The organism is Achromobacter sp. MUI-25009338 (assembly GCF_057359325.1).
In genome coordinates, this window is record NZ_CM170627.1 from 1911789 (window position 1) to 1936198 (window position 24410).

The 24410-nt window shown below is 68.0% G+C and carries 20 protein-coding genes; 8 read left to right on the plus strand and 12 right to left on the minus strand.

Features of this window, described 5'->3' with window-relative positions; genetic code table 11:
- Window positions 1–12: 12 nt before the first annotated feature.
- Genes AC1IQ6_RS09160 through AC1IQ6_RS09195 form a run of 8 tightly spaced genes read right to left on the minus strand, consistent with a single transcriptional unit; the run spans window position 13 to window position 8104 of the window.
- Window positions 13–915: a glycosyltransferase family 2 protein gene (locus AC1IQ6_RS09160; RefSeq protein WP_102772474.1), complete on the minus strand. Its 903-nt coding sequence runs from the start codon at window positions 913–915 to the stop codon at window positions 13–15.
- A gap of 20 nt (window positions 916–935) precedes the next feature.
- Entirely contained in the window at window positions 936–2252 is a 1317-nt protein-coding gene (locus tag AC1IQ6_RS09165) for a lipopolysaccharide biosynthesis protein (RefSeq protein WP_485866192.1), read from the minus strand.
- A gap of 24 nt (window positions 2253–2276) precedes the next feature.
- A complete protein-coding gene (locus AC1IQ6_RS09170) occupies window positions 2277–3230 on the minus strand; it encodes a GDP-L-fucose synthase family protein (protein ID WP_102772472.1) in 954 nt (317 codons plus the stop codon).
- A gap of 6 nt (window positions 3231–3236) precedes the next feature.
- The gene (gmd, locus tag AC1IQ6_RS09175) at window positions 3237–4346 is read right to left on the minus strand and encodes a GDP-mannose 4,6-dehydratase (protein ID WP_062684102.1); all 1110 of its coding nucleotides are present in this window, start codon (window positions 4344–4346) and stop codon (window positions 3237–3239) included.
- Window positions 4347–4356: 10 nt separating this feature from the next.
- Window positions 4357–4770 (minus strand): VanZ family protein, encoded by a 414-nt coding sequence (locus AC1IQ6_RS09180; RefSeq protein ID WP_102772470.1) that lies wholly within the window; start codon window positions 4768–4770, stop codon window positions 4357–4359.
- Entirely contained in the window at window positions 4757–6187 is a 1431-nt protein-coding gene (locus tag AC1IQ6_RS09185; protein ID WP_111824625.1) for a mannose-1-phosphate guanylyltransferase/mannose-6-phosphate isomerase, read from the minus strand. Before AC1IQ6_RS09185 ends, AC1IQ6_RS09180 begins: the two co-directional genes overlap by 14 nt.
- 5 nt (window positions 6188–6192) lie before the next feature.
- The gene (locus AC1IQ6_RS09190; RefSeq protein ID WP_168202093.1) at window positions 6193–6705 is read right to left on the minus strand and encodes a GDP-mannose mannosyl hydrolase; all 513 of its coding nucleotides are present in this window, start codon (window positions 6703–6705) and stop codon (window positions 6193–6195) included.
- Window positions 6695–8104, minus strand: coding sequence for an undecaprenyl-phosphate glucose phosphotransferase (locus tag AC1IQ6_RS09195; protein ID WP_102772468.1), 1410 nt, complete (start codon window positions 8102–8104; stop codon window positions 6695–6697). Before AC1IQ6_RS09195 ends, AC1IQ6_RS09190 begins: the two co-directional genes overlap by 11 nt.
- Window positions 8105–8353: 249 nt before the next feature.
- Here AC1IQ6_RS09195 and AC1IQ6_RS09200 point away from each other — a divergent pair, with 249 nt between their 5' ends.
- From AC1IQ6_RS09200 to AC1IQ6_RS09230, 7 genes are all read left to right on the plus strand, one after another.
- Window positions 8354–9490: a polysaccharide biosynthesis/export family protein gene (locus AC1IQ6_RS09200; protein WP_102772467.1), complete on the plus strand. Its 1137-nt coding sequence runs from the start codon at window positions 8354–8356 to the stop codon at window positions 9488–9490.
- 62 nt (window positions 9491–9552) lie between these two features.
- Window positions 9553–11814 carry a GNVR domain-containing protein gene (locus tag AC1IQ6_RS09205; protein WP_102772466.1) on the plus strand — a complete coding sequence of 754 codons (2262 nt, stop codon included), beginning with the start codon at window positions 9553–9555 and terminating at the stop codon, window positions 11812–11814.
- 25 nt (window positions 11815–11839) lie between these two features.
- Window positions 11840–13243 (plus strand): phosphomannomutase/phosphoglucomutase, encoded by a 1404-nt coding sequence (locus tag AC1IQ6_RS09210; RefSeq protein WP_485866193.1) that lies wholly within the window; start codon window positions 11840–11842, stop codon window positions 13241–13243.
- Between the two features lie 13 nt (window positions 13244–13256).
- Window positions 13257–14924, plus strand: a complete 1668-nt coding sequence (gene pgi, locus AC1IQ6_RS09215) for a glucose-6-phosphate isomerase (protein ID WP_102772464.1) — start codon at window positions 13257–13259, stop codon at window positions 14922–14924.
- A 15-nt stretch (window positions 14925–14939) separates the two neighbouring features.
- Entirely contained in the window at window positions 14940–15977 is a 1038-nt protein-coding gene (galE, locus tag AC1IQ6_RS09220; RefSeq protein ID WP_111824628.1) for a UDP-glucose 4-epimerase GalE, read from the plus strand.
- Between the two features lie 182 nt (window positions 15978–16159).
- Complete coding sequence (epsC, locus tag AC1IQ6_RS09225; protein ID WP_102772462.1) at window positions 16160–17107, plus strand: serine O-acetyltransferase EpsC; 948 nt, start codon at window positions 16160–16162, stop codon at window positions 17105–17107.
- 4 nt (window positions 17108–17111) lie between these two features.
- Window positions 17112–17930: an NAD-dependent protein deacetylase gene (locus AC1IQ6_RS09230; RefSeq protein ID WP_485866194.1), complete on the plus strand. Its 819-nt coding sequence runs from the start codon at window positions 17112–17114 to the stop codon at window positions 17928–17930.
- Window positions 17931–18091: 161 nt separating this feature from the next.
- Here AC1IQ6_RS09230 and AC1IQ6_RS09235 read toward each other — a convergent pair whose 3' ends face one another.
- From AC1IQ6_RS09235 to AC1IQ6_RS09245, 3 genes are all read right to left on the minus strand, one after another.
- Complete coding sequence (locus tag AC1IQ6_RS09235; RefSeq protein ID WP_485866195.1) at window positions 18092–18946, minus strand: inositol monophosphatase family protein; 855 nt, start codon at window positions 18944–18946, stop codon at window positions 18092–18094.
- A 109-nt stretch (window positions 18947–19055) separates the two neighbouring features.
- Window positions 19056–20525, minus strand: coding sequence for an NAD-dependent succinate-semialdehyde dehydrogenase (locus AC1IQ6_RS09240; RefSeq protein ID WP_479731407.1), 1470 nt, complete (start codon window positions 20523–20525; stop codon window positions 19056–19058).
- 34 nt (window positions 20526–20559) lie between these two features.
- Entirely contained in the window at window positions 20560–21825 is a 1266-nt protein-coding gene (locus tag AC1IQ6_RS09245) for a 4-aminobutyrate--2-oxoglutarate transaminase (RefSeq protein WP_209165158.1), read from the minus strand.
- A gap of 98 nt (window positions 21826–21923) precedes the next feature.
- On the opposite strand from AC1IQ6_RS09245, the gene pdxR reads away from it, so the two are divergent.
- The gene (gene pdxR, locus AC1IQ6_RS09250) at window positions 21924–23453 is read left to right on the plus strand and encodes a MocR-like pyridoxine biosynthesis transcription factor PdxR (RefSeq protein WP_485866196.1); all 1530 of its coding nucleotides are present in this window, start codon (window positions 21924–21926) and stop codon (window positions 23451–23453) included.
- On the opposite strand, the gene AC1IQ6_RS09255 is transcribed toward pdxR, so the two are convergent.
- On the minus strand, window positions 23436–24335 hold the full coding sequence (locus AC1IQ6_RS09255; RefSeq protein WP_102772457.1) for a DUF72 domain-containing protein: 900 nt from the start codon (window positions 24333–24335) through the stop codon (window positions 23436–23438). The two genes, pdxR and AC1IQ6_RS09255, sit on opposite strands and share 18 nt — an antisense overlap.
- Window positions 24336–24410 lie beyond the last annotated feature (75 nt).

Genomic DNA, 24410 nt, shown 5'->3' on the forward strand with positions numbered 1-24410 from the left:
GGCCCGGCGATGCTAGTGGGCGGCCCAGTCGTCGCGGCCGAAGATCTTGGTGGTCAGCTTTTCGAACAGGTAGGACAGATCGCCCTGGCGCGCGTGCGCGGCCACCTTGGAGGCCCTGCACGACAGTTCGAACAGGCGGCCCAGGCCCGGCTCGGTGCGCCGGATGCGGGTCACGATCTGCTCGCGCTCCTCCAGCAGCACGTCCTGCATCAGCGCGGTCTTGGTCTCGTCGTGGACCGTGTACACGCCCATGGCGTCGGGCACGATCAGGTTCTTGCCCTCGCGCAGCAGGCGGCTCCACAGCTCCAGGTCCATGCAGTAGCGCATGCTTTCCTGCAGCAGGCCGTACTTGCGCAGCAGGTCGCGGCGGAAGATGGCGGACTGGTTCGGGATGGAGGCCTTGACCACCGTCAGCGTGCCCCGGTTAACCGGGGTGTAGTGGATCTTGCGGAAGATCCGGTTGTTGGCGTCGGCCACGAACAGGTTGCCGCTGACGATGGGCGCGCGGCCCTTGGACGCGGCCGCGCCCAGCTTGCGCAGCGCGCCCGGGAAATACAGGTCGTCGGAGTTCTGCCAGCCCACGTAGTCGCCGGTGGCGCGCTCGAAGCCCTTGTTGATGGCGTGGGACTGGCCGCGGTCGGGCGTGCTTTCCCAATAGCTCAGGTAGCGCTCGTACTTGCGGATGATGTCCACGCTGCCGTCGGTCGAGCCGCCGTCGATGATGATGTACTCCAGCCGCGGATAGCCCTGGTTCAGCACCGACAGAATGGTGCGTTCCAGGAAGCGGGCCTGGTTGAACGAGGGCGTCACGATGGTCACCTTGGGCATCAGGCCGCCGGCGATCGGGGCTGGCGGGCGGAGCTCGCGGACAAAGTCGATGAGCTGGCGTGAATACTCGTTATGGCGCTTGCGCATGGAATACCTCAGCTTGTTGGTTATCGGGTGGCCGCAGGCACGACACCAGGGAAATCGGGACGGGATTGGCGGATGGCGAAGGCCACGCCCGCCAGCGTGATCGCCGCGTAGGCCATGCGGCCCCAGGCGGCGGCGTGTTCGCCCGCAATCTGCACCAGCCCCGCCATGACGCACAGCATCGCCAGGCCGCCCAGTCCGTTCAGGATGGCGACCGCCCGCGAATTGCCGAGTCCGAGCAGGGAGAAATGCGCCGCGGCGTTCAGGGACAGCAGCCCCGACGCGATGATGAGCAGCTGGAAGGTTCCAAGGTGGTCCTGGGCCACGCTGGCGCTGAGCAACATGTTCAGAAGCGGGCGGCTGACGGCCAGCACGGCGATCGTGGCCCCGGCCGACAGCGCCAGGTTCCACAGCATCATGCGGCGGATCTCGCGTTCGGCGGCGCCGGGATAGGGAGGGGAGGCCGACAGCCGGCTCACGCGCGGCATGGCCTTCTGGAAAATGGCGACCGAGGCGGTGTGGATGATCTGCCCGACCTGCACGCCCACGGTATAGATGGCCAGCGCGGCGGGCCCCATCAGGCTGCCCACCAGCACGCGGTCCACCGAGCCGAAGGCCAGCGCGCTCAGGCTGTTGAGCCAGGACCAGCGCGAAAAGCGGAAGGCGTCCATCATCGCGCCGCGGTCGCGCACGGGGCGCACCACCAGGCGGCCGTAGGCGCACGAGAACACGCCCATCTTGACGCTGCCAGCCAGCAGCAGCCCGAGCGCCTGAGCCAGTCCGGTCCAGGTGGGCGAGGCCGTCATCCAGGCCGTGGCGCAGGCCAGCGCCATCGTGCCGCTGCGGCTGAACACCTCGCACAGCGCCGTGGCGCGGAAATCCTCGCGCCCCTTCAGGCAGCCCGAGAACAATTGGTCGTACTGCTGGGTCAGGTAGATGGCCAGCGCCGGCAGCGCCAGCATCGTCACCGCCACGCCGCCGAAAGTGGCGTCGGGCCAGCCCAGGCCCACCGCGCCCCACAGCATGAGGGCGGCCAGCGTCACCACGCCCAGCGCGCAGCCGATCAGCGACATGCTGACGCCGGCGGCGCGATAGGCGCCGCCGGGCTCGTGCAGGCGCTCGGACACCAGCTTGGTGGCCGTCACCGCCGCGCCCAGGTTGGCGGCGTTGCCGAAGCCGGCCAGGGCGATGATCATGGAATACTGGCCGAAGCCCACCGTGCCCAGCTGGCGGAACAGGATGGGCAGGGCCACCAGCGCCGCCACCGGGCCGATGCCGTACTCCACCAGCCCCCAGAAGGAGGCGTTGCCGGCGATGTGTTTCCTGAGCAATCCGAGCATGGCGAGGGCCTGTCGATACGGCCGTCAGGCCACGGGCAGCGCTTGCTGCGTGCGCTCGCGCAGGAAATGCCCGTAGGCCAGCGTGATGCCGTGGGTCAGCGAGATCTCCGGCTTCCAGCCCAGCGCCTGCATCCGCGACGAATCCATCAGCTTGCGCGGCGTGCCGTCGGGCTTGCTGGTGTCGTAGACGATTTCGCCGGTGTAGCCGACCACGCGCGCCACCAGCCTGGCCAGGTCGGCGATGGAGATGTCCTGCCCCGCGCCGATGTTGTAGATGCCCTCGGCGTCGGGATGCTCCATCAGCATCACGCAGGCCTGGGCCAGGTCGTCGACGTACAGGAACTCGCGCAGCGGCGCGCCCGTGCCCCAGATGGTCACGGCGTCCTGGCCGGCTTCGCGCCCTTCATGGAACTTGCGGATCAGCGCGGGCAGCACGTGGCTGTTCTGCAGGTCGTAGTTGTCGTGCGGGCCGTACAGATTGGTCGGCATCGCGCAGATGAAGCGCGCGCCGTATTCGCGCTGGTACGCCTCGCACAGCTTCAGGCCCGCGATCTTGGCGATGGCGTACGGTTCGTTGGTGGATTCCAGCGGCCCGGTGAGCAGGGCGTCCTCGTGGATGGGCTGCGGCGCCTCGCGCGGGTAGATGCATGACGAACCCAGGAACAACAGCTTGCGCACCCCCGCCGCGTGGGCGGCGCGGATGACGTTGCACTGGATCATGAGGTTCTTGTACAGAAACTCCACCGGGTGCGTCTGATTGGCCAGGATACCGCCCACCTTGGCGGCGGCCAGGTACACCACGTCGACCGGCGTGGTCGAGAAAAAGCGGTGCACCTGGTTCTGGTTTTCCAGGTCCAGTTCGGCGCGGCTGCGGGTGATCACGTTGCCGTAGCCGCGGCGCTGCAGCTCGCGGGTGATCGCGGCGCCCACCATGCCGCGATGCCCGGCGACGAAGACGCGTTGCTCCTGGTTCGTCATGTCCGACTACTCCTTGTAGGCGTAGATTTCGTAGCCGTTCTGCTCGACCAGCGCATCGCGCCGCGCGTCGCGCAGGTCGCTCTCGATCATTTCCTTGACCAGTTCGGCGAAGGAAATGCGAGGCGACCAGCCCAGCTTCTCGCGCGCCTTGGTGGGATCGCCCAGCAGGGTTTCCACTTCGGTGGGGCGGAAGTAGCGCGGGTCCACGCGCACGATGACCTGGCCGGGCTTGACGTCGTGCACCGGCGAGAACAGCACGGTGGCGGTCTCTTCCAGGCCTTCGCCTTCCCAGGCCAGCAGGATGCCCAGCTCGCGCGCGGCGGTATTGATGAACTCGCGCACGCTGTACTGCATGCCGGTGGCGATGACGTAGTCCTCGGGCGTGTCCTGCTGCAGCATCAGCCACTGCATTTCGACGTAGTCGCGCGCATGGCCCCAGTCGCGCAGCGCCGACAGGTTGCCCAGGTACAGGCACTCCTGCAGGCCCAGCACGATGCGGGCCAGGCCGCGGGTGATCTTGCGGGTCACGAAGGTCTCGCCGCGCTTGGGCGATTCGTGGTTGAACAGGATGCCGTTGCAGGCGTACATGCCATAGGCTTCGCGGTAGTTCACGCTGATCCAGTAGGCGTACAGCTTGGCCGCCGCGTACGGGCTGCGCGGATAGAACGGCGTTGTCTCCTTCTGCGGAATCTCCTGCACCAGGCCGTACAGCTCGGAGGTCGAGGCCTGGTAGAAGCGGGTCTTGTTCTCCAGCTTCAGGATGCGGATGGCTTCCAGCAGGCGCAGGGTGCCCAGGCCGTCGGCGTTGGCGGTGTATTCCGGTTCTTCGAACGAGACCCCGACGTGGCTTTGCGCGGCCAGGTTGTAGATCTCGTCCGGCTGCACCGACTGGACGATACGGATCAGGCTGCAGGAATCGGTCATGTCGCCGTGGTGCAGCACGAAGTTGCGCGGCTGGTCATGAGGGTCCTGGTACAGGTGATCGATGCGGGCCGTATTGAACAGGGAAGCGCGCCGCTTGATGCCGTGGACCTCATAGCCCTTGGCAAGCAGGAACTCCGCCAGGTAGGACCCGTCTTGGCCGGTGACGCCGGTAATCAATGCCCGTTTTGGCATGGTTGTATCCTTAAGACTTAGTAACTGCACGAAAGGAGCCGAAGGCTGCGGTACCGATGTGCAATGAGATTACTGTTGCACCCGCCGCGGAGATATCGGCCAAAAGGTCTAAGAGCTCAGCCTCTCGGTAGGGAAAAAGGGATTGGATCGATTCATCCACCATTCCGAGGATGGTGACGGTCAGCATGGCCACCAGCGCCGGGCGCCGGTTGACCGAGGCATAGACCAGTCCCGCCAGCAGGGAATAGGCGGCCAGGTGCAAGCGCTTGTCGCCGAAGGCGTCGGACATTTCCGCCGCCAGCCCTGGCAGGTTGCCCACCGTGATCAAGACGAGAAAGAACAACCCCGCCACCGGCAGGCAGATCCGCGCCGCCCCAGGCCGCCAGAATGGAATCCTCTCCTCATCCCTCTCAAACTCGGCCATACATATCCTGGAATCGAACGATGTCGTCCTCCCCGAGGTACGCGCCCGACTGCACCTCTATGATTTCCAGCGGAATCTTCCCGGGGTTCTCCAGGCTGTGGATCTCGCCCAGCGGGATGTAGGTCGACTGGTTTTCGGTCAGCAGGTACTGCTTGTCGCCGTTGTAGATGCGCGCCGTGCCCGACACCACGATCCAGTGCTCGGCCCGGTGGTGATGCATCTGCGAGGACAGGCGCGCCCCGGGTTTGACCGTGATGCGCTTGACCTGGTAGCGCGGGCCCTGGCCGACCGAGTCGTAAGAGCCCCAGGGGCGCTGCACTTCGCGGTGGTGGTTGAGCTCGGAGCGGTGTTGCGTCTTGAACACTTCCACCAGGCGCTTGACGTCCTGCGAGCGGGACTTGTGCGCCACCAGCACGGCGTCGGCCGTTTCGATGACGACGATATCGTCCAGCCCCACCGAGGCGACCAGCCGGCTGGTCGAGTGGATCAGGCAGTTGCGCGAATCCTCCACCATCACGTCGCCGGTGGTGGAGTTGCCTTCCACCGTCTTCTGCGCGATGCCCCAGACCGCGTCCCAGGCGCCCACGTCGCTCCACGAGGCGGCCAGCGGAATCACCACGGCGCTGTCGGTGCGCTCCATGATGGCGTAGTCCATCGAATCGCTGGGGCAGGCCTCGAAGGACGGACCGTCCAGGTGGAACAGGGCGTTCTCGCCGTGGCCGATGGCCACCGCCGCCTGCACCTGTTCCAGCATCTTGGGCGCCAGCCGGGCCATTTCCGACAGGAATACCGAGGCCTGGAAGGCGAACATGCCGCTGTTCCAGTAATAGCCGCCGTCGTCGATGAAGCGCTGCGCCACTTCGGGCGAGGGTTTCTCGACGAAGCGGCGCACGCGCCGCGCCGGCCCCATTTCGCCCGGCTCGTCGGCCTGGATGTAGCCGTAGCCGCTCAGCGGCGCGGTGGGCGTGATGCCGAAGGTCACCAGCGCGCCCTGCAGGGCCGCCTGGTAGGCCTCGGCGAAGGCGGCACGCAGCACTTCGCCGTCCTCCAGCACGTGGTCCGAGGGCATGATGAGCATGACCGGGTCCTCGCCGTCGCGCATGGCGCGCAGCGTGGCGGCGGCGATGGCCGGCGCGGTGTTGCGCGCGAACGGCTCCAGGATCACCTCGGCGTCCTTGATGCCCAGTTCCAGCGCCTGTTCCGCCGCGATGTAGCGGTGCGCGTCGTTGCAGACCAGCGTGGGCCTGGCTTCGGCGCCCGCCGACGCCAGGCGCAGCAGGGTGTTCTGCAACAGGCTGCGGTCATCGGTCAGGCGGATGAACTGCTTCGGCAGCAGCTCGCGCGACAGCGGCCACAGCCGCGAGCCGGAGCCGCCGCAGAGGATGACTGCCCGGTACGGGGGAGGGGGATTCGTCATGGCGCTCACTCCTTGAAGTAGGCCTGGGTGTACGGATGGACGCCGGGATCGGCGGCGATGGCCGCCGCGGGCTGCCAGCGGTAGCTGCGGTGCTGGGCCTGCGGCAGGCTGGAGATGTCCAACGGAATTTCCGCTTCATAGGCGAGGACGACGTAATGCGTGGAGCGTCCGGCCTCGCCTGCGAAATTGGTGCCATAGAAATGCTCGTACACGCCGCGCGGCCGCCAGGCCTGGTCGGGTACGGGCAAGCCGAGTTCTTCGCGCGCGATGCGGCACAGCGCCTGGCGCAGCGTTTCGTTCTTGCGGATGCGTCCGCCCGGCACGAACCAGGCGCCCTGGGCGGGCGGATTGGCGCGCAGCCCGGTCAGGTAGCGGCCGCGCGCATCGCGCAGCAGCAGGTCGATCGACACCAGCGGCAGCATCTCGACCGCCTCGCGGAAGTCGGCGCCGGCCAGCACGCCGTCTGCGCGCGCGGCCGTTCCCCGCCGCTCGGGCCATCCCAACGGTTCAGTAGACATTGCGGCCCGTCCATCCCGATACCGCCGTGCGGGCGATGATCAGCAGATCCATCCTGAACGTCCAGTTCTGGATGTAATAGATATCGTGCTCGACCCGGTCGCTCATCTTGCGCAGGGTGTCGGTCTGGCCGCGCAGGCCATTGACCTGGGCCCAGCCCGTGATGCCCGGCTTGACGCGATGGCGCATCATGTAGCGCTGCACCAAGTCCTTGTAGAGTTCGTTGTGCTCCAGCGCGTGGGGCCGCGGACCGACCACCGACATGTCGCCCATCAGCACGTTGAGGAACTGCGGCAGCTCGTCCAGGCTGGTGCGCCGCAGAAAGCCGCCGATGCGCGTGACGCGCCTGTCGTTGCGCGTGGCCTGCGTGACCACGCCCTGTTCCTGGTGCACGGTCATGGTGCGGAACTTGTAGACGTGGAACACCTTGCCGTCCACGCCCAGGCGCGGCTGCGTGAAGAACACCGGCCCGCGCGAAGTCGCTTTCACCAGCAGGGCCACGGTCAGCATGACGGGCGACAGGCCGATCAGCGCGCACAGCGCGAAACTGCGGTCGAACACTTCCTTGGCCAGTCCGCGCACGCCGGCGGCCGGCAGGCTGTTGAGCTGGATGGCCGGCAGGCCCAGGAATTCGCCGATCTGGTGGCCGAGCAGCTGGATGGACATCACGTCGGGAATCCAGCGGATGTCGACCAGGTCGTTGCGCAGGTGGTAGAGCACTTCGCGCAGTTCCTGACCGGCCTCCATCGGAAGCACGATCCAGATCTCGCGCACGTTGTTCTCTTTGACGAAGTCGTGCAGGCCGCCCAGCTCATGCAGGCGGCGGACCTGCGGCGGCAGGTTCTCGTGCGGCTCGGCGTAGATGCCGGCCACTTCGTAGCCGGTGTTGCGGTATTGCTCGACGCGGCGCCACAGGTCGTGGCCCAGCGCGCCGAAACCCACCAGCAGCACGCGCTTGCGGTCCATGCCGCGGTCGCGCGCCGCGCCCAGCACCGAGTAGACCGCGATGCGCACGCCGATCAGCGCCAGCGCCGTCATGATGAACCAGGTCGCCGCCCATATGCGGGATATCGCGGCGGTCTGGTGCATGAGAAAACTGATGCAGATGCCCAGCGCGAACACCAGGGCCCAGGCCGCCACGCTGCGTCCGACCAGGTCGGTCAGGCGACGGCCGCGCCAGGACACGTACAGCCGGAACGCCGGGAAGATCGCGACCACGCCCAGGCCGCACAGGTAGATCAGGAACAGATGGATTTGCGGAGGGTCCGCCAGCGCGTCATCCGAGAATTTCAATCCGGTGGCGGTCAGGCCGCAGGCAATCACGATCGCGGCATCCAGCAAGCGATAGAGATAGCTTGCCCCGCTGAATCTGGTCGACGTGTCCGTTTGGGACGGTTCCATCGCGCACTCCTGTTCGTTGGAAGCCGGCCTGCCGCGCGCGGGAAAAAAAGCCGTGCACCGCCGCAAAGCCTGTGGCTACCGACAAAATCTTATTGAGTGCCCGGGCCACCCGAAACCTCCAAACGATGTAGGAGAAGGCTTAGGACATCCGTCGAATGTGCGGGGCCAGGAAAAGAGAGTGGAATGTCGCAACCCGTTACGCATCGGGCTCCTTTCCAAGCAACGAAGTCATTCACAAGTGGATTTGCCATGACTACATTTTTCGGAACGTTGAGCCGAGCCATAGCCGCTATCGCGCTCGTGTCCTCGCTGGGCGCTTGCGCCTTGTCCCCCGGTATGACGTTTGACGCCAACCAGCTCGCCGACCCGCTGGACCCCAACTCCAAAGCTGAGATAAGACAGATCACCCCCAGCCTGGTGCTCGAAGAGCAGCGCGCGCGCGAAGCCCTGATCGCCAGCGATGGCGTCGAAAAGCTGTACGGAAAGTCCGGGCCCTACCTCATCGGACCGGGCGACATTCTTTCCATCGTGGTGTGGGATCACCCCGAACTCGTCCTTCCGACGCAAACCTACGCCATTGGGACTGGGGTGACCGAACTAGCCATCGGGGATACCGCCTCGGGCATTCCGGGCTATACGGTCTCATCCACTGGATATATCCAATTTCCCTATGCCGGACTGCTGAAAGTGGCGGGGTTGACGGAACTCCAGGCGCGCAATCTCATAGTGAATAGTTCAAGCAAGTACATCCAGGACCCGCAGATCACAGTACGCGTGCTGGGCTATCGCAGCAAGCGTATTTACGTGGACGGCGAGGTGAAGACGCCTGGCGCGATTGCGATCAACGACATTCCGATGACCCTGTTGGAAGCGATCAACCGGGCCGGCGGGATTTTGCCGACGGGCGATCGCAGCTCGGTGTACGTGATCCGCGACGGACGCCGCACCCGCGTGAACGTGCCGGCCCTGATCGAACGCGGCCAGGACTTGAACCAGGTGCTGTTGAAGCCGGGCGACACCGTGAGGGTGACGCCGCGCGACGACAGCAAGGTATTCGTGATGGGCGAGGTCACCCTGCCCACCGCGGCAGTAATGCGCGACGGCCGCATGTCGTTGACCGAGGCGCTGGGTTTGGCGGGAGGGCCGAATCAGACGACCTCGAATCCGTCGCAGATCTTTGTCGTGCGCAGCACGGAGCAGGCGAAGCCGCTGGTGTTCCATCTGAACGCCGGTTCACCGCAAGCCTTGGCAGTAGGGGAGAAGTTTGAGTTGCAACCCAAAGACGTTGTGTTCGTGGATTCGGCCGGCCTGGTGAGGTGGAACCGCTTCATCAGCAACCTGTTCCCGAGCGCGCAGACGGTACAGACCGTGAAAGCCATTGACTAGTTTTTAACCCACGCCTTTGGGGGCGCCGCTACCCGCAGCGGCGCCTTCTCTTGGAGAGCTGCATGTCGTTGCCTATCGAATCGTTCGAGCCGTCCGTGCCGGCTCGCCAACAGGAAACCCCGTTGACGTCCCACGTCGACGCCATCTTCTCCAACCGGTGGATGATCCTCGCCATCACGCTGCTCGCCTTTCTGGGAGCGGTTGCCTATGTGATGGTCACGCCCAAGGTCTACTCCGCCGACATCATCGTGCAAGTGGAGGAAGAATTGCCGCAGGGCCAGAGCCGCAGCCTGCTGGGCGACGTCTCGACCATGTTCGACACCAAGGCCGAAACCTCGGGCGAAATGGAAGTGCTGCGCTCGCGCATGGTGGTCGGCCCGGCCGTGGACAAGTTCCTGCTGTACATCCACGCCAAGCCGCGCTACTTCCCGGTGGTGGGTGAATGGCTGGCGCAGCGCTACGAAAGCCTGCCCTATCCGTCCAGCCTGCCGCGCGGCGGCTACGCCTGGGGCGGAGAGACCATCGCCGTCTCGCAGCTGGACGTGCCCAACGAATGGCTGGGCAAGCCGTTTCGCATCACCACGCTGGGCGACGGACGCTACACGCTCAACGACAAGCTGACCGGCGCCACGTTCAACGGCACCGTCGGCAAGCCCGAGCATTTCCTGCTGCCGGGCGGCGGCGCGCTGGACGTGCACGTCGACGCGCTCAGCGGCCGTCCGGGAACCGAGTTCGTGGTGTCGCGCAGCTCGCGCCTGGCGGCCATCGAGGACGTGCAGGGGCGCCTGGGCATTTTCGAACGCGGCCGCACCTCGGGCGTGATCGGCGTCACGCTGGAAGGCAACGATCCGGTGATGACGACCGCCGTGCTCAACCAGATCGGCCAGGAGTACGTGCAGCAGAACCTCAACCGCAAGTCGGCGCAGGCCGAGAAGTCGCTGGTCTTTCTGGAAAAGCAGCTGCCCATCCTCAAGAGCGAGCTGGACGCGGCCGAGACCAAGTACAACTCGCTGCGCAACAAGCGCGGCACCATCGACCTGAGCGAAGAGGCCAAGCTGATCCTGGGCCAGTCGGTCGACGCGCAGACCCGCGTGATGGAACTGCGCGCCAAGCGCCAGGAGATGATCACGCGCTTCGCGCCCAGCCATCCCAGCATCGTGGCCCTGGACCGCCAGATCTCCGCGCTGACCGGCGACGTGGACCGCATCGGCGGCCACATCCGGCAACTGCCCGACCTCGAACAGGACGTGGTGCGCATGGTGCGCGACGTGCGCGTGAACACCGAGCTCTACACCACGCTGCTCAACAACGCCCAGCAGCTGCGCCTGATCCGCGCGGGCAAGGTGGGCAACGTGCGCATCCTGGACGCCGCGGTGCAGCCCGACAAGCCGGTGCGCCCCAAGGCCGCCATCATCATCGGCGTGGCCACGGCCTTCGGCCTGATCTTCGGCATGCTGTGCGCCTTCGTGCGCAACGCGCTGTTCGGCGGCCTGTCGGAGCCGGAAGACGTCGAGCGCCATACCGGCCTGCCGGTGCTGGCCGCCATTCCCTACAGCGACATGCAGGACCGCCTGTGGCGCCGCAGCCGGCGCAAGAACGCCACGGTGCCCGCGCTGCTGGCGCAGAGCCAGGGCAACGCGCCTCCGATCGAAAGCCTGCGTTCCTTCCGCAACGTGCTGCAGGCCTCGCTGCGCCAGTCGGCCAACAACATGGTCATGTTCACGGGGCCGGTGGCCGGGGTGGGCAAGTCGTTCCTGTCGGCCAATTTCGCCTTCATCCAGGGCGGCGTGGGCAAGCGCGTGCTGCTGATCGACGCCGACTTCCGCAAGGGCCAGCTGAACCGCTATTTCGGCGTGCCCAAGGAAGACGGCCTGTTCGAAGTGCTGTCGGGCACGATTCCGCTGAGCCGCGTGCGCAAGCACAGCGTGTCCGAGGGCGTGGACTTCATCGCCACCGGCGCGGTGACCTTCGATCCTTCCGAGCTGCTGGCCTCGCCCGTGTTCGGCGAGACCCTGCGCGAACTGGCGTCGCAGTACGACATGGTGATTCTGGACACGGCTCCCGTGCTGTCGTCTCCGGACGCCGCCGTGGTCGGCACGCATGCGGCGGCGGTCATGGTGGTGGTGCGCTCCGGCATGAACACGGTGGGCGAGATCCGGGAGACGGCCAAGCGCCTGATCCAGGCTGGCGCGCCGGTCGACGGCGTGCTGTTCAACGGTCTCAAGCTGCTGCCCGAACGCTTCGGCTTCCGTTCCAAGTACGGAAGCTACCGCTATTCCCGCGCGGCCTATTACGGCGATTTCAAACAGAACGGTCCAAAGTAAGTAAACGCCACCCGGAGAAGATGGCATGCACGGAACATTTGGCTGGGACACCCCGCAAATTCTGGATGCGGTTTTCAAGGCTTACGACATACGCGGCACGGTGCCGGACGAGATCGACGCGCGGTTCGCGCACAGCCTGGGCATGGCGGCGGGGGCTCGGGCGCGCGAACAGGGGGCGCGGTCGATGGTGGTGGGGCGCGACGGGCGCCTGAGCAGCGTGGAGCTGGCGGCCGCGCTGCAGGCCGGGCTGCGCTCGGCGGGCATGCACGTCATCGACATCGGCATGGCGACCACGCCGATGGTGTACTTCGCGACCCGCCTGATGGACACGGGGGCGGGCATCGCGGTCACCGGCAGCCACAACCCGCCCGCGCACAACGGCTTCAAGATCGTGATGGAGGGCGCCTCGCTGTACGGCGAAGGCATCACGGCGCTGCGCGACGCGATGCGCCAGCCGATCGAGTCGGCCGGCGTGGCCGGCGGGCGCACCCAGATGCAGATACAGCCCTGCTACGCGGCGCGCCTGCTGGGCGACATCCGCATGGCGCGGCCCATGAAGATCGCCATCGACTGCGGCAACGGCGTGGCCGGCGCGGTGGCGCCGGCGCTGTTTCGCGCGCTGGGCTGCGAAGTCACCGAACTGTTCTGCGAAGTCGACGGTTCGTTTCCCGGCCATCATCCCGATCCGGCCGATCCCCAGAACCTGCAGGACCTGATCTATTGCCTGCGCTATTCCGACTGCGAGGTCGGCCTGGCGTTCGACGGCGACGGCGACCGGCTGGGCGTGGTGACGAAGTCCGGGCAGATCATCTGGCCCGACCGCCAGCTGATCCTGTTCGCCCGCGACGTGCTGTCGCGCAATCCGGGCGCCGAGATCCTGTACGACGTCAAGTGCAGCCGGCTGGTGGCGCGCGCCGTCACCGAGGCCGGCGGCAAGCCCACCATGTGCCGCACCGGGCATTCGCTGATCAAGGCGCGCATGCGCGAGACCGGCGCGCTGCTGGCCGGCGAGATGAGCGGGCACATCTTTTTCAAGGAACGCTGGTACGGCTTCGACGACGGCATCTATGCCGCCGCGCGCCTGCTGGAAATCCTGTCGGCGGCGCCGGACCCGTCCGCGCTGCTGGAGGGCCTGCCGCAGGCATGCGCCACGCCCGAAATCAAGCTGCAAACCGCCGAAGGCGAGCAGTTCGACCTGGTGGAGGCGCTGCGCGCGCAGGGGGAATTCCCCGGCGCGGTCTCCATCAGCAATCTGGACGGAGTGCGCGTGGACTATGCCGACGGCTTCGGTCTGGCGCGTCCGTCCAACACCACGCCTACCGTGGTGTTGCGTTTCGAAGGAGACACCGTGGCCGCACTGGCCCGTATCGAGGAGGACTTCCGCAACGCGTTCCGACGCATTGCCCCTCATGTTCGTTTACCGTTTTAAGGAGCATCACGCGATGGGAAAGGCCAACAATGCGATTGAAGCGTCGAGGGCGGATTCCGGCCTGGCGGACAGCCCCGAATGGCGGGGGTTCGCGCAGGCCGCGCAATCCGCCGCACTGGACGCCGGGGCGCTGAAGGTCATCGAGGCGGCGGGACTGTGCGTGGACCTGACCATGCAGCGGCAGTCGCCGGCGCTGGACGCCGCGGCGCAGTCCCTGCTGCAGGCGCGCGGACTGGCCGAGGCGCGCCGCGCGCTGTTCGCCGGCGAGCCGGTCAACTGGACCGAAGGCAAGCCGGCCTGGCATACCGCGCTGCGCGCCGGGCGCACCCGCGAGCAGCCGGACGGCCAGGATGCCGACTCGGTCTGCGAATACGCGCGCATGATGGATTTCGTGCGCAGGGTGGACCAGACCGCCGACTTCTCCACGGTGCTGCACATCGGCATCGGCGGCAGCGACTGGGGGCCGCGCCTGGCGATCCAGGCCTTCGGCGGCGCCTCGCAGCGGCGCCAGATCCGCTTCGTGTCCAACATCGACGGGCACGCCTTCCATGACGCCGTGGCCGGGCTGGACCCGCGCCGCTGCCTGGTGGTGGTGTCGTCCAAGTCCTTCACCACGGCCGAGACGCTGCACAACGCGCGCGCCGCCATCGCCTGGCTCAAGCAGGGCGGTGCGGCCGACGTGTCGGAACAGCTGGCCGCCGTGACCGCCAATCCGTCGGCCGCGCGCGCGCTGGGCGTGCCGGCCTCCCAGGTCTTCAAGATGTGCGACTGGGTGGGCGGGCGCTATTCGGTCTGGTCGGTCGCCGGCCTGTCCATCGCGCTGACGGTGGGCGCCGAGGTGCTGATCGGCATGCAGGCCGGCGCCCAGGCCATGGACCAGCATTTCCAGCAGGCGCCGTTCGGCTCGAACGCGCCGGTGCAACTGGCGCTGGCAGGCCTGGTCAACTGCAGCGTGCTGGGCCACAACTCGCTGAACATCGCCGCCTACAGCGCGCGCCTGCTGCACCTGGTCACCTATCTGCAGCAGCTGGAGATGGAATCGCTGGGCAAGCGGGTCGCGGGCGACGGCGCCGCGGTCGGCGTGCCGACCGCGCCCATCATCTGGGGCATGCCGGGCACCGACGGCCAGCACACCTTCTTCCAGTGGCTGCATCAAAGCGAAGCGGGCGCGCCGGTGGACTTCATCGCCAGCCTGCAAGGCCATGCCGACAGCCCCGACGCGCACCGCAAGCTGCTGGCCAACTGCCTGGCCCAGCGCCAGGCGCTGCTGCGCGGCAAGAGCCTGGAGCAGGCGCTGCTGGACGTGGCCCACATCGACGACCGCGAGCACGCGCTCACCCTGGCGCAGCACATGGTCCATCCGGGCGGACGGCCGTCCACGCTGATCGTGCTGCGCCAGCTCGATCCGCGCGGGCTGGGCGCGCTGCTGGCGCTGTACGAGCACAAGGTGTTCGTGCAGAGCGTGGTGTGGGGCATCAACCCCTTCGACCAGTGGGGCGTGGAACTGGGCAAGCGCCTGGCCACCGGCATCGAGCGCGAGCTGGCGGTGCCGGTGTCGGCCGGCGTGGTGGACTGGGGCCATGACGCGTCCACCTCGTACTGGATCGACCGCTACCGCAGCCACGCGCAGGCGCCGCGTCCGCGCCATGCCTGGGTGCCGGGCGTGGCCGCGCATCTTTGAAGGAGGCCGCAGTCCATGCCGGATCTGCATGTGTTGGTGACGGGCGGGGCCGGCTACATCGGCACGCACACGCTGGTGGCGATGCTGGCGGCCGGCCAGCGGCCGCTGGTGGTCGATGACTTCAGCAACGGCAGCCGCGAGGCCGTGCGCCGCGTGGAGGAGCTGTGCGGCGCGCGCATTCCGCTGGTGGAGGGCGACATCCGCAGCCCCGGCCTGCTGGAGTCGGTGCTGCGCGAGGCGGCCGCCCGCGGCGAGCCGGTGGGCGCGGTGCTGCACCTGGCCGGCAGCAAGGCGGTCGGCGAATCGGTCGCCGACCCGCTCAAGTACTACGACAACAACGTCGGCGGCTCGGTGGCGCTGCTGCGCGCCATGCGCGCCGCCGGCGTGGCGCGCCTGGTGTTCAGTTCCTCGGCCACGGTTTATGGCGAGCCGCAGTACCTGCCGTTCACCGAGGCCCATCCGCTGGCGCCCACCAATCCCTACGGCCGCACCAAGCTGATGGTCGAGGAGATGCTGCGCGACGTGTGCAAGGCCGATCCCGGCTTCAGCGCCGTCACGCTGCGCTACTTCAACCCGATCGGCGCGCACCGCAGCGGCCGGATCGGCGAAAGCCCGCGCGACACGCCCAACAACCTGTTCCCCTACATCACGCAGGTGGCGGTGGGGCGCCAGCCCTATCTGCGGGTCTTCGGCGACGACTACGGCACGGCCGACGGCACCGGCGTGCGCGACTATCTGCACGTCATGGACCTGGCGCAGGGCCACGTGCAGGCGCTGGCCTATTCGGCCGGCCATCCCGGTTTCGTGGCGGTCAACCTGGGAACGGGGCAGGGCACCAGTGTGCTGGAGCTGGTGCGCGCCTTCGAGCGCGTCAACGGCTGCCGCATCCCGCTGCAGACGCAGCCGCGGCGGCCCGGCGACATCGAGCGGATGTGGGCCGATCCGGCGCTGGCGGCCTCGCTGCTGGGCTGGCGCAGCACGCACGACGTGGACGCGATGTGCGCCGACGGCTGGCGCTGGCAACAGGGCAATCCGCAGGGCTACGCGGCATAAACCCCTACGCCATGTCGGACGGATTCCGGGAAATGGGCGCGAGCGGTTACAGTTGACGGAATTATTGCGAAGCAACATCGCCCGGCGCCCGCCGCCGGGGCAATACACCGTCAGCGAGGTACCACCATGTTCGATTTCTATCCGCATGCCGGCGCGGCCGGCGCCCGGCCGGAGCAACGGCGATGAGCGGGCCGTCCTCCACCACGCCGGCCCACTGGAACCTGGACAGCATCGTGTCGGGCCTGCGCGAGGCGCGCGTGGCCTGGCGCGGCCCGCGCGGACGCCTGCGCGAGGACGCCGACCTGCGCGAATTCCCGTCCCAGGAAAGCCTGCGCCAGATCGTCAAGGATCTGTGCGGCGCGCTGTTCCCGATGCGCCTGGGCCCGATCGACCTGCGCGAAGAGGTCGAGGACTTCTACGTCGGCCACACCATCGGCGCGGCGCTGGACGCGCTGCTGCACCAGGTCTGTCTGGAGCTGCAGTACGTGGGCCGGCCGGAACAGGCCGCCTCGGCGGACACGCGCCAGCGCGCCATCGAGATCGTGCGCCAGTTCGGCGCAGAGCTGCCGCGCGTGCGCGCCGCGCTGGACCTGGACGTGACCGCCGCCTACCAGGGCGACCCGGCGGCCCACAACGTCGACGAAGTGCTGCTGTGCTATCCCGGCGTGGCGGCCATGATCCACCACCGCCTGGCCAACGTGCTGTACCGCCTGAACGTGCCGATGCTGGCGCGCATGGTGGCCGAGATCGCGCACGCCGACACCGGCATCGACATCCATCCGGGCGCCACCATCGGCAAGAGCTTCTTCATCGACCACGGCACCGGCGTGGTGATCGGCGAAACCGCCATCATCGGCGACCGCGTGCGGCTCTACCAGATGGTCACGCTGGGGGCCAAGCGCTTCCCGCCGGGCGAGAACGGCGAACTGAAGAAAGGCCTGCCGCGCCACCCCCTGATCGAGGACGACGTGGTGATCTACGCCGGCGCCACGATCCTGGGCCGCGTCACGATAGGCAAGGGTTCGACCATCGGCGGCAACGTCTGGCTCACGCGCAGCGTGCCGCCGGGCAGCAACGTCACCCAGGCCAGCCTGGTCAGCGACATGCCGGACTGCGGCCTGGGCGGCTGAACGGATGGACACGCGGACCTCGGACCTGGCCGCGCTGCGCGGCTTCGTCGACCGCCACCCGCGGCTGTTCGTGCTGACCGGGGCGGGCGTGAGCACCGATTCCGGCATTCCCGATTACCGCGACGCCGACGGCGCCTGGAAGCGCACCCCGCCCATGACGCTGCAGACCTTCATGGGCGGCGAGCCGGCGCGGGCGCGCTACTGGGCGCGCAGCATGGTCGGTTGGCGCCGGTTCGGCCAGGTGCAGCCCAATGCCTCGCACCGGGCGCTGGCCCGGCTGGAGGCGCGCGGCAACGTGGGGCTGCTGGTGACGCAGAACGTCGACGGCCTGCACCAGGCCGCCGGCAGCCGCGAAGTGGTGGACCTGCACGGCCGGCTGGACCAGGTGCGCTGCATGGCCTGCGACTGGCGCGGCGACCGCCACGCCTGGCAGCAGGCCTTGCAGCAAGCCAATCCCGACTGGCTGGCGCTGGAGGCCGAGGACGCGCCCGACGGCGACGCCGACCTGGACGGCGAGGACTTCGGCCGCTATCGCGTGCCGGCCTGTCCGCGCTGCGGCGGCGTGGTCAAGCCGGACGTGGTGTTCTTCGGCGAAACCGTGCCCGCGGCCCGCGTGGAGCGCGCCAATGACGCGCTCGCGGCGGCCGACGCGGTGCTGGTGGTCGGCTCGTCGCTGATGGTGTATTCGGGCTACCGCTTCGTGGCCGCCGCCGCGCGCAACGGCGTGCCGATAGCGGCGATCAACCTGGGCCGCACCCGCGCCGACGCCATGCTGGCGCTCAAAGTGGAACAGCCCTGCGCGGTGGCGCTGGAGGCCTTGTAACCAGGCCGGCGGCAGGCCGGTTTTTGACCGGTCTAAGCAAGTGCTTGCCGCGCAAGGTTTTTTTGCCGCGGTTACAGACCTTTCCATAGGGTTGTCCACAGGAACTGGGGATAACTCCTAGGGATTACCCGGATTTTTGACCCTGGGCCGGGGCGGTCTTGTCAAGTCTCGGCGGATTCGGCCCCGTCCCCCATAAGCGCCCGGCGGGCCGCCTGCCAACTGCCGGCGTCGGGCGCGTAAAGCAGCCCGCCGGTGCGGTGCGTGGGCTTGTAGGGCGAGCCGTCGAAGTGCGCCGAATAGCCGCCGGCTTCGCGGTGCAGCAGCCAGCCGGCCGCGTGGTCCCAGGCGGTCAGCTGGTTGTAAAGCGCGACGTGGCAGTGGCCGGCGGCCAGCGTGCGGTATTCGTGCGCGGCGCAGCGCAGCGACGCGGTGCTGGCCAGGCGCGAGAGATTGCCGTTGACGGTGGAGCGCAGCGGCTCGGGCAGGTTGCCGGTGGCGATCAGGCCGTCCATGTCCTCGGGCGGGGCGGGGCTGGCCACGGCGAGCGCGGCCTGGCGGCCGTTTTCGTATTCGATCCAGGCGCCTTCGCCGCGCACGGCGAGCGCGCCGTCGCGGTTCAGCGGATCGTAGATCACGCCGGCGATCACGTCGCCGCGATGGCAGGCCGCGATCATCATGCCGAAGAGCGGCAGGCCGGCGACGTAGTTGCGCGTGCCGTCGATGGGGTCGATCAGGAAAGCCAGGTCGGCGTCGACCAGCATGTTCAAAAGCGCCGGATTGCGCGCCGAGGCTTCTTCCCCGATCAGCACCGCGCCCGGATACAGCCTGGACAGGCGCGCGGCGATCAGGCGCTCGGCGGCCTCGTCGGCGTCGGTCACGAGGTCGCGCGGCGAGGTCTTGCCGCGCACCGCGCCGTCGGGCAGGTTGCGGAAACGCGGCATGACTTCGGTCTGCGCCGTCTCGGCCAGTATGGCCGCCAGCCGGCGGGTTTCCTCGCGGGTAAAGGTTCTGCTCATTGCGCTCGTGGCTTATCCAGGGAACGGGCAAATCTACCACGCCGGCGCGGGCGGCGGATGCAAAACGGGAGGGCGCGCGGCCCTCCCGTTTTTATGGCCGCCGACGGGCTCAGGCGCCCAGGTCCACGCAGAGGTACTTGATCTCCAGGTACTCCTCGATGCCGTACTTCGAGCCTTCGCGTCCCAGGCCCGATTGCTTGACGCCGCCGAACGGGCCGACTTCATTGGAAATGATGCCGGTGTTGATGCCGACGATGCCGTATTCCAGCGCCTCGGACACGCGCCAGATGCGGGCGTAGTCGCGGGTGTAGAAATAAGCGGCCAGGCCGAAGATGGTGTCGTTGGCCATGCCGATGACTTCCTCTTCGGTGTCGAAGCGGAACAGCGGGGCCACCGGGCCGAAGGTTTCTTCGGAAGCGAAGCGCATCGACTGGGTTACGTCGCGCACCACGGTCGGCTCGAAGAACGTGCCGCCCAGCGCATGCGGCTTGCCGCCGGCGATCACCTTGGCGCCGTGCGCGGTGGCGTCGGCGATGTGTTCCTGCACCTTCTCGACCGCGCTGGCGTCGATCAGCGGGCCCTGCGTCACGCCCTCGGCGAAGCCGTCGCCGACCTTCATGGCTTCGACCTTGGCCACCAGGCGCTTGGCGATCTCTTCATAGACGCCGGCCTGCACGTAGATGCGGTTGGCGCACACGCATGTCTGGCCGGCGTTGCGGTACTTCGAGGCCAGAATGCCGTCGACGGCGCGGTCCAGGTCGGCGTCGTCGAACACGATGAAGGGCGCGTTGCCGCCCAGTTCCAGCGACAGCTTCTTGATGGTGGGCGCGCACTGTTCCATCAGCGTGCGGCCGACTTCGGTGGAGCCGGTGAAGCTCAGCTTGCGCACGACCTCGCTTTCGCACAGCGCCGCGCCGATTTCGCGCGAGCTGCCGGTGATGACGTGGAACACGCCCGCGGGCACGCCGGCCTCTTCGGCCAGCACGGCCAGGGCCAGCGCGGTCAGCGGCGTCTGCTGGGCCGGCTTGACCACCATAGTGCAGCCGGCGGCCAGCGCCGGGCCGACCTTGCGCGTGATCATCGCGGCCGGGAAGTTCCACGGCGTGATGGCGGCGGTGACGCCGATGGGCTGCTTGAGCGCCATCAGGCGCTGGCCGGCCTTGGGGCTTTGCAGGATGTCGCCGTCGATGCGCTTGGCTTCTTCGGCGAACCATTCCAGGAACGAGGCGGCGTAGGCGATCTCGCCGGCGGCCTCGGTCACGGGCTTGCCCTGTTCCGAGGTCATGATGGCGGCCAGGTCGCGCTGGTGCGCAAGCATCAGCTGCGCCCACTTCAGCAGGATGGCGGCGCGCTCCTTGCCGGTCTTGGCGCTCCAGGCGGGCAGGGCGGCCTGGGCGCTGGCGATGGCCTGCTCGGTTTCCTTGCGGCCCAGCTTGGGCACCGACACGATGGTCTTGCCGGTGGAAGGGTTGTCGACGGGAATGGAAGGGCCGTCGCCGGCGCCCACCCATTTGCCGTCCAGGTAGCAGGCGTCGCGCAGCAGATCCGGGCGCGCCAGCGGTTGAGTCAATGCGGTCATGTTGCAGTCTCCTTGAATGGTCAGGCCCCGCGCATCAGGCGGCCAAAACCTCGGACAGGATGGCCAGCGCCCGGTCGAACTGGGCGTCGGGAATGGTCAAGGGGTACAGGAAGCGCAGAACGTTGCCGTACACACCGCAGCTTAGCAAAATCAGGCCGCGCTCCAGGGCGCGCGCCTGCACGCGCTTGACCGCTTCCGCGTCCGGCTTGCCGCTGGCGGCGTCGTTCAGTTCCAGCGCGACCATGGAGCCCAGGCCGCGCACGTCCGCGATGCCCGGGACCGTGGCGCGCAGTCCTTCCAGATGCGCACGCAGCTTCTCGCCCAGCACGGCGGCGCGCTCGCACAGTTTTTCCTCGGCGATCACGTCCAGCACCGCGTGCGCGGCGGCCACCGCCAGCGGGTTGCCGGCATAGGTGCCGCCCAGGCCGCCGGCGGCCGGCGCGTCCATGATCTCGGCGCGTCCGACCACGCCCGAGATCGGGAAGCCGCCGCCCAGGCTCTTGGCCATGGTGATCAGGTCGGCCTGGACCGCGTGGTGCTCCATGGCGAACAGCTTGCCGGTGCGCCCGAATCCGGTCTGCACCTCGTCGGCGATCAGCAGGATGCCGTGCTCGTCGCAGACCTTGCGCAGCGCCGTCATCAGCGCCGGCGGGGTGATGTTGAAGCCGCCTTCGCCCTGCACCGGTTCGATGATGATGGCCGCGACCCGGCGCGGATCGATATCGCACTTGAACAGCAGGTCCAGCGCCTTGAGCGAATCGGCCACGCTGACGGACTGGGCCGCATTGGGGAAGGGGACGTGGTAGATGTCGCCCGGCATCGGGCCGAACGACAGCTTGTAGGGGGCGACCTTGCCGGTCAGCGCCATCCCCAGCATGGTGCGGCCGTGGAACGATCCGGAAAAGGCGATCACGCCCGAGCGCCCGGTGGCCGAGCGCGCGATCTTCACCGCGTTCTCCACGGCTTCCACGCCGGTGGTGAAAAAGGCCGACTTCTTCAGGCCGGCTATGGGCGCGACGCGGTTGATGCGCTCGGCCAGCGTGACGTAGCCCTCGTACGGAACGATCTGGTAGGCCGTATGGGTGAATGCGTCGAGCTGCGCGGCGACCGCGGCCTTGACCTTCGGATGCAGGTGGCCGGTGTTCAGCACGGCGATGCCGCCGGCGAAATCGATGTATTCCTTGCCCTCGGCGTCCCACAGCGTCGCGTTTTCGGCGCGCACGGCGTAGAAGTCGCACATAACGCCGACGCCACGCGGCGTGGCCAGGGAACGGCGGGTATTCAGATCCTGATTCTTCATCTCGGCCTCGCAGAGCGTGATGGGGACGGTAAAACCAATATTTAATGCTACGATGGCCCCATTTATGGGAACCACTTTTCTAAAACGGGTAGAACCAATTGCGTTCCATCGTCGGTGACCTGCTGCTGCTGCGCCTGGGCGACGGCGCCAGCGGTCCCATGAACAAGCGCCTGTACCAGGGCATCCGCGAAGCCATCCTGGACGGCGCCATCGCCGCGGACTCGCGGCTGCCCGCCACGCGCGACCTGGCGGCCGAGCTGGGCATCGCCCGCAATACCGTGGTGCACGTCTACAGCCAGCTGCTGGCCGAAGGCTATACCCGCAGCCGCCAGGGCAACGGCACCTTCGTCAACGCCTCGGTGCCGGACTCCTACCTGGCCAGCGGCCGGCGCCGCCGCCAGCCGCCGCCGGCCGTGCCGCGCCCGGCGCTGTCGGCGCGCGGCGCGGCCATCGTCGACGGCGCCTCGGCCTCGCCCTACCAGTGGGGCGCGTTCATGCCCGGCGTGCCCGACCTGGCCGAGTTCCCGCACAAGAAGTTCGGCCGCATCATGAGCGGCCTGTGGCGCAATCCCACGCCCGACCTGCTGACCTACTCGTACGGCGGCGGCCTGCCGGCGCTGCGCGAGGCGCTGGCGCAGCATCTGGCGCTGACGCGCTCCATCGACTGCGACCCCGAGCAGATCCTGATCACCGAGGGACTGCACCAGGCCATCGACCTGACCACCCGCATCCTGGGCGAGGCCGGCGAAACCGCCTGGGTCGAGGACCCCGGCTACTGGGGCGCGCGCACCGTGCTGCAGGCCAACGGCCTGCGCACGCTGCACCTGCCGGTGGACGAGGAGGGCATGCGGCTGCCGGAATCGCCCGTCGAGCCGCCGCGCTTCATTTTCGTCACGCCTTCGCATCAGTATCCGCTGGGCCCGGTCATGTCGCTGGCGCGCCGCCGCCAGCTGCTGGCCGTGGCGCGCGCCAGCGGCAGCTGGATCATCGAAGACGACTACGACAGCGAATTCCGCTTCTCCGGCCGGCCCATCGCCTCGCTGCTGGGGCTGGAGCCGGACGCGCCCGTGATCTACATGGGCACCTTCAGCAAGACGCTGTATCCGGGCCTGCGCGTGGGTTACCTGGTGCTGCCCAAGGCCTTGACCGCGGCGTTCCAGGCCGCGCACGCCGAGCTGTACCGCGAAGGCCACCTGATGACGCACGCGGCGCTGGCCACCTTCATCGCCGACGGCCATTACGCCGCCCACATCCGCCGCATGCGCATGCTGTACGGACGCCGCCGCGCCATGCTGGTCAATCTGATCGAAAGGCGGCTGGGGCCGCAGTGGCTGCACCGCGACGCCAGCATGGCCGGCCTGCACCTGGTGCTGACGCTGCCGCCGGACATGGACGACCGGCGCGTGGTGGAAGTGGCGCACGGCAAAGGCGTGCTGACGCGCGCGCTGTCGCGCTACTACGTCAACGACGAGGCGCGCCGGCCCGGCCTGCTGCTGGGCTACGCCTGCGTGCCCGACCATGAGATCGCGCGCAAATTCGAAGTGCTGCTGGAAAGCCTGGCGGAAGTGGCGCACGCGCCCGCCGCCCGGCGCGGCGCCAAGGCCGCCGCGCTACGGCCGTCGCCCTAACGCGGCGGCGAAGGCGGCGGCGTTGCGCATGCCCTGGTCCTCGAAATTGGTATTGAAGACGGCGTGCGCCTGCGCGCTCTGCGCCGCCAGCCGCGCAAAGCGTTCGGCCAGCTCCGCCAGTTCCTGCTCCGTGTACTCGTACTGGAAGCGTCCCGACGAGGCCGCGCCCGATGCGTTCCAGGTCGCCGCGTTGCGCCCGTGCAGCCGCAGCAGCGCGAGTTCCGGATGGGTGCAGGCCCAGACCGCGGGCACCGTGTTGGCGTAGCCCTGGGGCGCGTCCACCACCGTGTGCGCCACGCCCAGCTCGCGCTCGAACGCCAGCGTGGCCTCGGTGGCCGCGGGCGTGGCGAACCAGCTTGCGTGGCGGAACTCCACCGACACCAGGTGTTCTTCCATGCGCCGCGCGCAGTCGCCGACCCGCGCCATGCCGCGCGCATCGCGCCGCACCCAGGGCGGAAACTGGAAATGCACCGCGCCCAGCTTGCCGGGCAGGCGCAGCGGCTCCAGCGCCAGCTGGAAGCGGCGCCAGAGCTCGTCGCGCAGGTCGGACGGCATCTGGTCGTGGTAGATGAGCGGCTCGGGCCAGTCGGCCAGTTCGCGCCGGATGTCGGCGGGCAGCGCCGAAAGCGGCGTCTGGTGCCCGGTGAACAGCCGGAAGGCCTTGATGTTGAAGACGAATCCGTCGGGCGTGCGCTGGTCCCACAGATAGGCGTTTTGCGCCGTGGGCATGGCGTAATAGCTGGAATCGACCTCGGCCATGCCGAAGCGCGAGGCGTAATGGCGCAGCCGCGCCTCGGCGCTGCGGGCCTCGGGCGGATAGAACCGGCCGCAGGCCAGCAGCGTGGGGTCGGTCCAGGAAGCGGTGCCGGTCAGAAGGCGCACGGAATCAGACGGAATCCAAAAAATTCTGTATAAATATACAGTGCCAATCCCGAGCCGGGCAATGTCCCGGCGCCT

Bases quoted from the DNA above. Each gene is read 5' to 3' on its own strand.
- AC1IQ6_RS09160 (WP_102772474.1), bottom strand. From the start codon at position 915: ATGCGCAAGCGCCATAACGAGTATTCACGCCAGCTCATCGACTTTGTC.
- AC1IQ6_RS09165 (WP_485866192.1), bottom strand. From the start codon at position 2,252: ATGCTCGGATTGCTCAGGAAACACATCGCCGGCAACGCCTCCTTCTGG.
- AC1IQ6_RS09170 (WP_102772472.1), bottom strand. From the start codon at position 3,230: ATGACGAACCAGGAGCAACGCGTCTTCGTCGCCGGGCATCGCGGCATG.
- gmd (WP_062684102.1), bottom strand. From the start codon at position 4,346: ATGCCAAAACGGGCATTGATTACCGGCGTCACCGGCCAAGACGGGTCC.
- AC1IQ6_RS09180 (WP_102772470.1), bottom strand. From the start codon at position 4,770: ATGGCCGAGTTTGAGAGGGATGAGGAGAGGATTCCATTCTGGCGGCCT.
- AC1IQ6_RS09185 (WP_111824625.1), bottom strand. From the start codon at position 6,187: ATGACGAATCCCCCTCCCCCGTACCGGGCAGTCATCCTCTGCGGCGGC.
- AC1IQ6_RS09190 (WP_168202093.1), bottom strand. From the start codon at position 6,705: ATGTCTACTGAACCGTTGGGATGGCCCGAGCGGCGGGGAACGGCCGCG.
- AC1IQ6_RS09195 (WP_102772468.1), bottom strand. From the start codon at position 8,104: ATGGAACCGTCCCAAACGGACACGTCGACCAGATTCAGCGGGGCAAGC.
- AC1IQ6_RS09200 (WP_102772467.1), top strand. From the start codon at position 8,354: ATGACTACATTTTTCGGAACGTTGAGCCGAGCCATAGCCGCTATCGCG.
- AC1IQ6_RS09205 (WP_102772466.1), top strand. From the start codon at position 9,553: ATGTCGTTGCCTATCGAATCGTTCGAGCCGTCCGTGCCGGCTCGCCAA.
- AC1IQ6_RS09210 (WP_485866193.1), top strand. From the start codon at position 11,840: ATGCACGGAACATTTGGCTGGGACACCCCGCAAATTCTGGATGCGGTT.
- pgi (WP_102772464.1), top strand. From the start codon at position 13,257: ATGGGAAAGGCCAACAATGCGATTGAAGCGTCGAGGGCGGATTCCGGC.
- galE (WP_111824628.1), top strand. From the start codon at position 14,940: ATGCCGGATCTGCATGTGTTGGTGACGGGCGGGGCCGGCTACATCGGC.
- epsC (WP_102772462.1), top strand. From the start codon at position 16,160: ATGAGCGGGCCGTCCTCCACCACGCCGGCCCACTGGAACCTGGACAGC.
- AC1IQ6_RS09230 (WP_485866194.1), top strand. From the start codon at position 17,112: ATGGACACGCGGACCTCGGACCTGGCCGCGCTGCGCGGCTTCGTCGAC.
- AC1IQ6_RS09235 (WP_485866195.1), bottom strand. From the start codon at position 18,946: ATGAGCAGAACCTTTACCCGCGAGGAAACCCGCCGGCTGGCGGCCATA.
- AC1IQ6_RS09240 (WP_479731407.1), bottom strand. From the start codon at position 20,525: ATGACCGCATTGACTCAACCGCTGGCGCGCCCGGATCTGCTGCGCGAC.
- AC1IQ6_RS09245 (WP_209165158.1), bottom strand. From the start codon at position 21,825: ATGAAGAATCAGGATCTGAATACCCGCCGTTCCCTGGCCACGCCGCGT.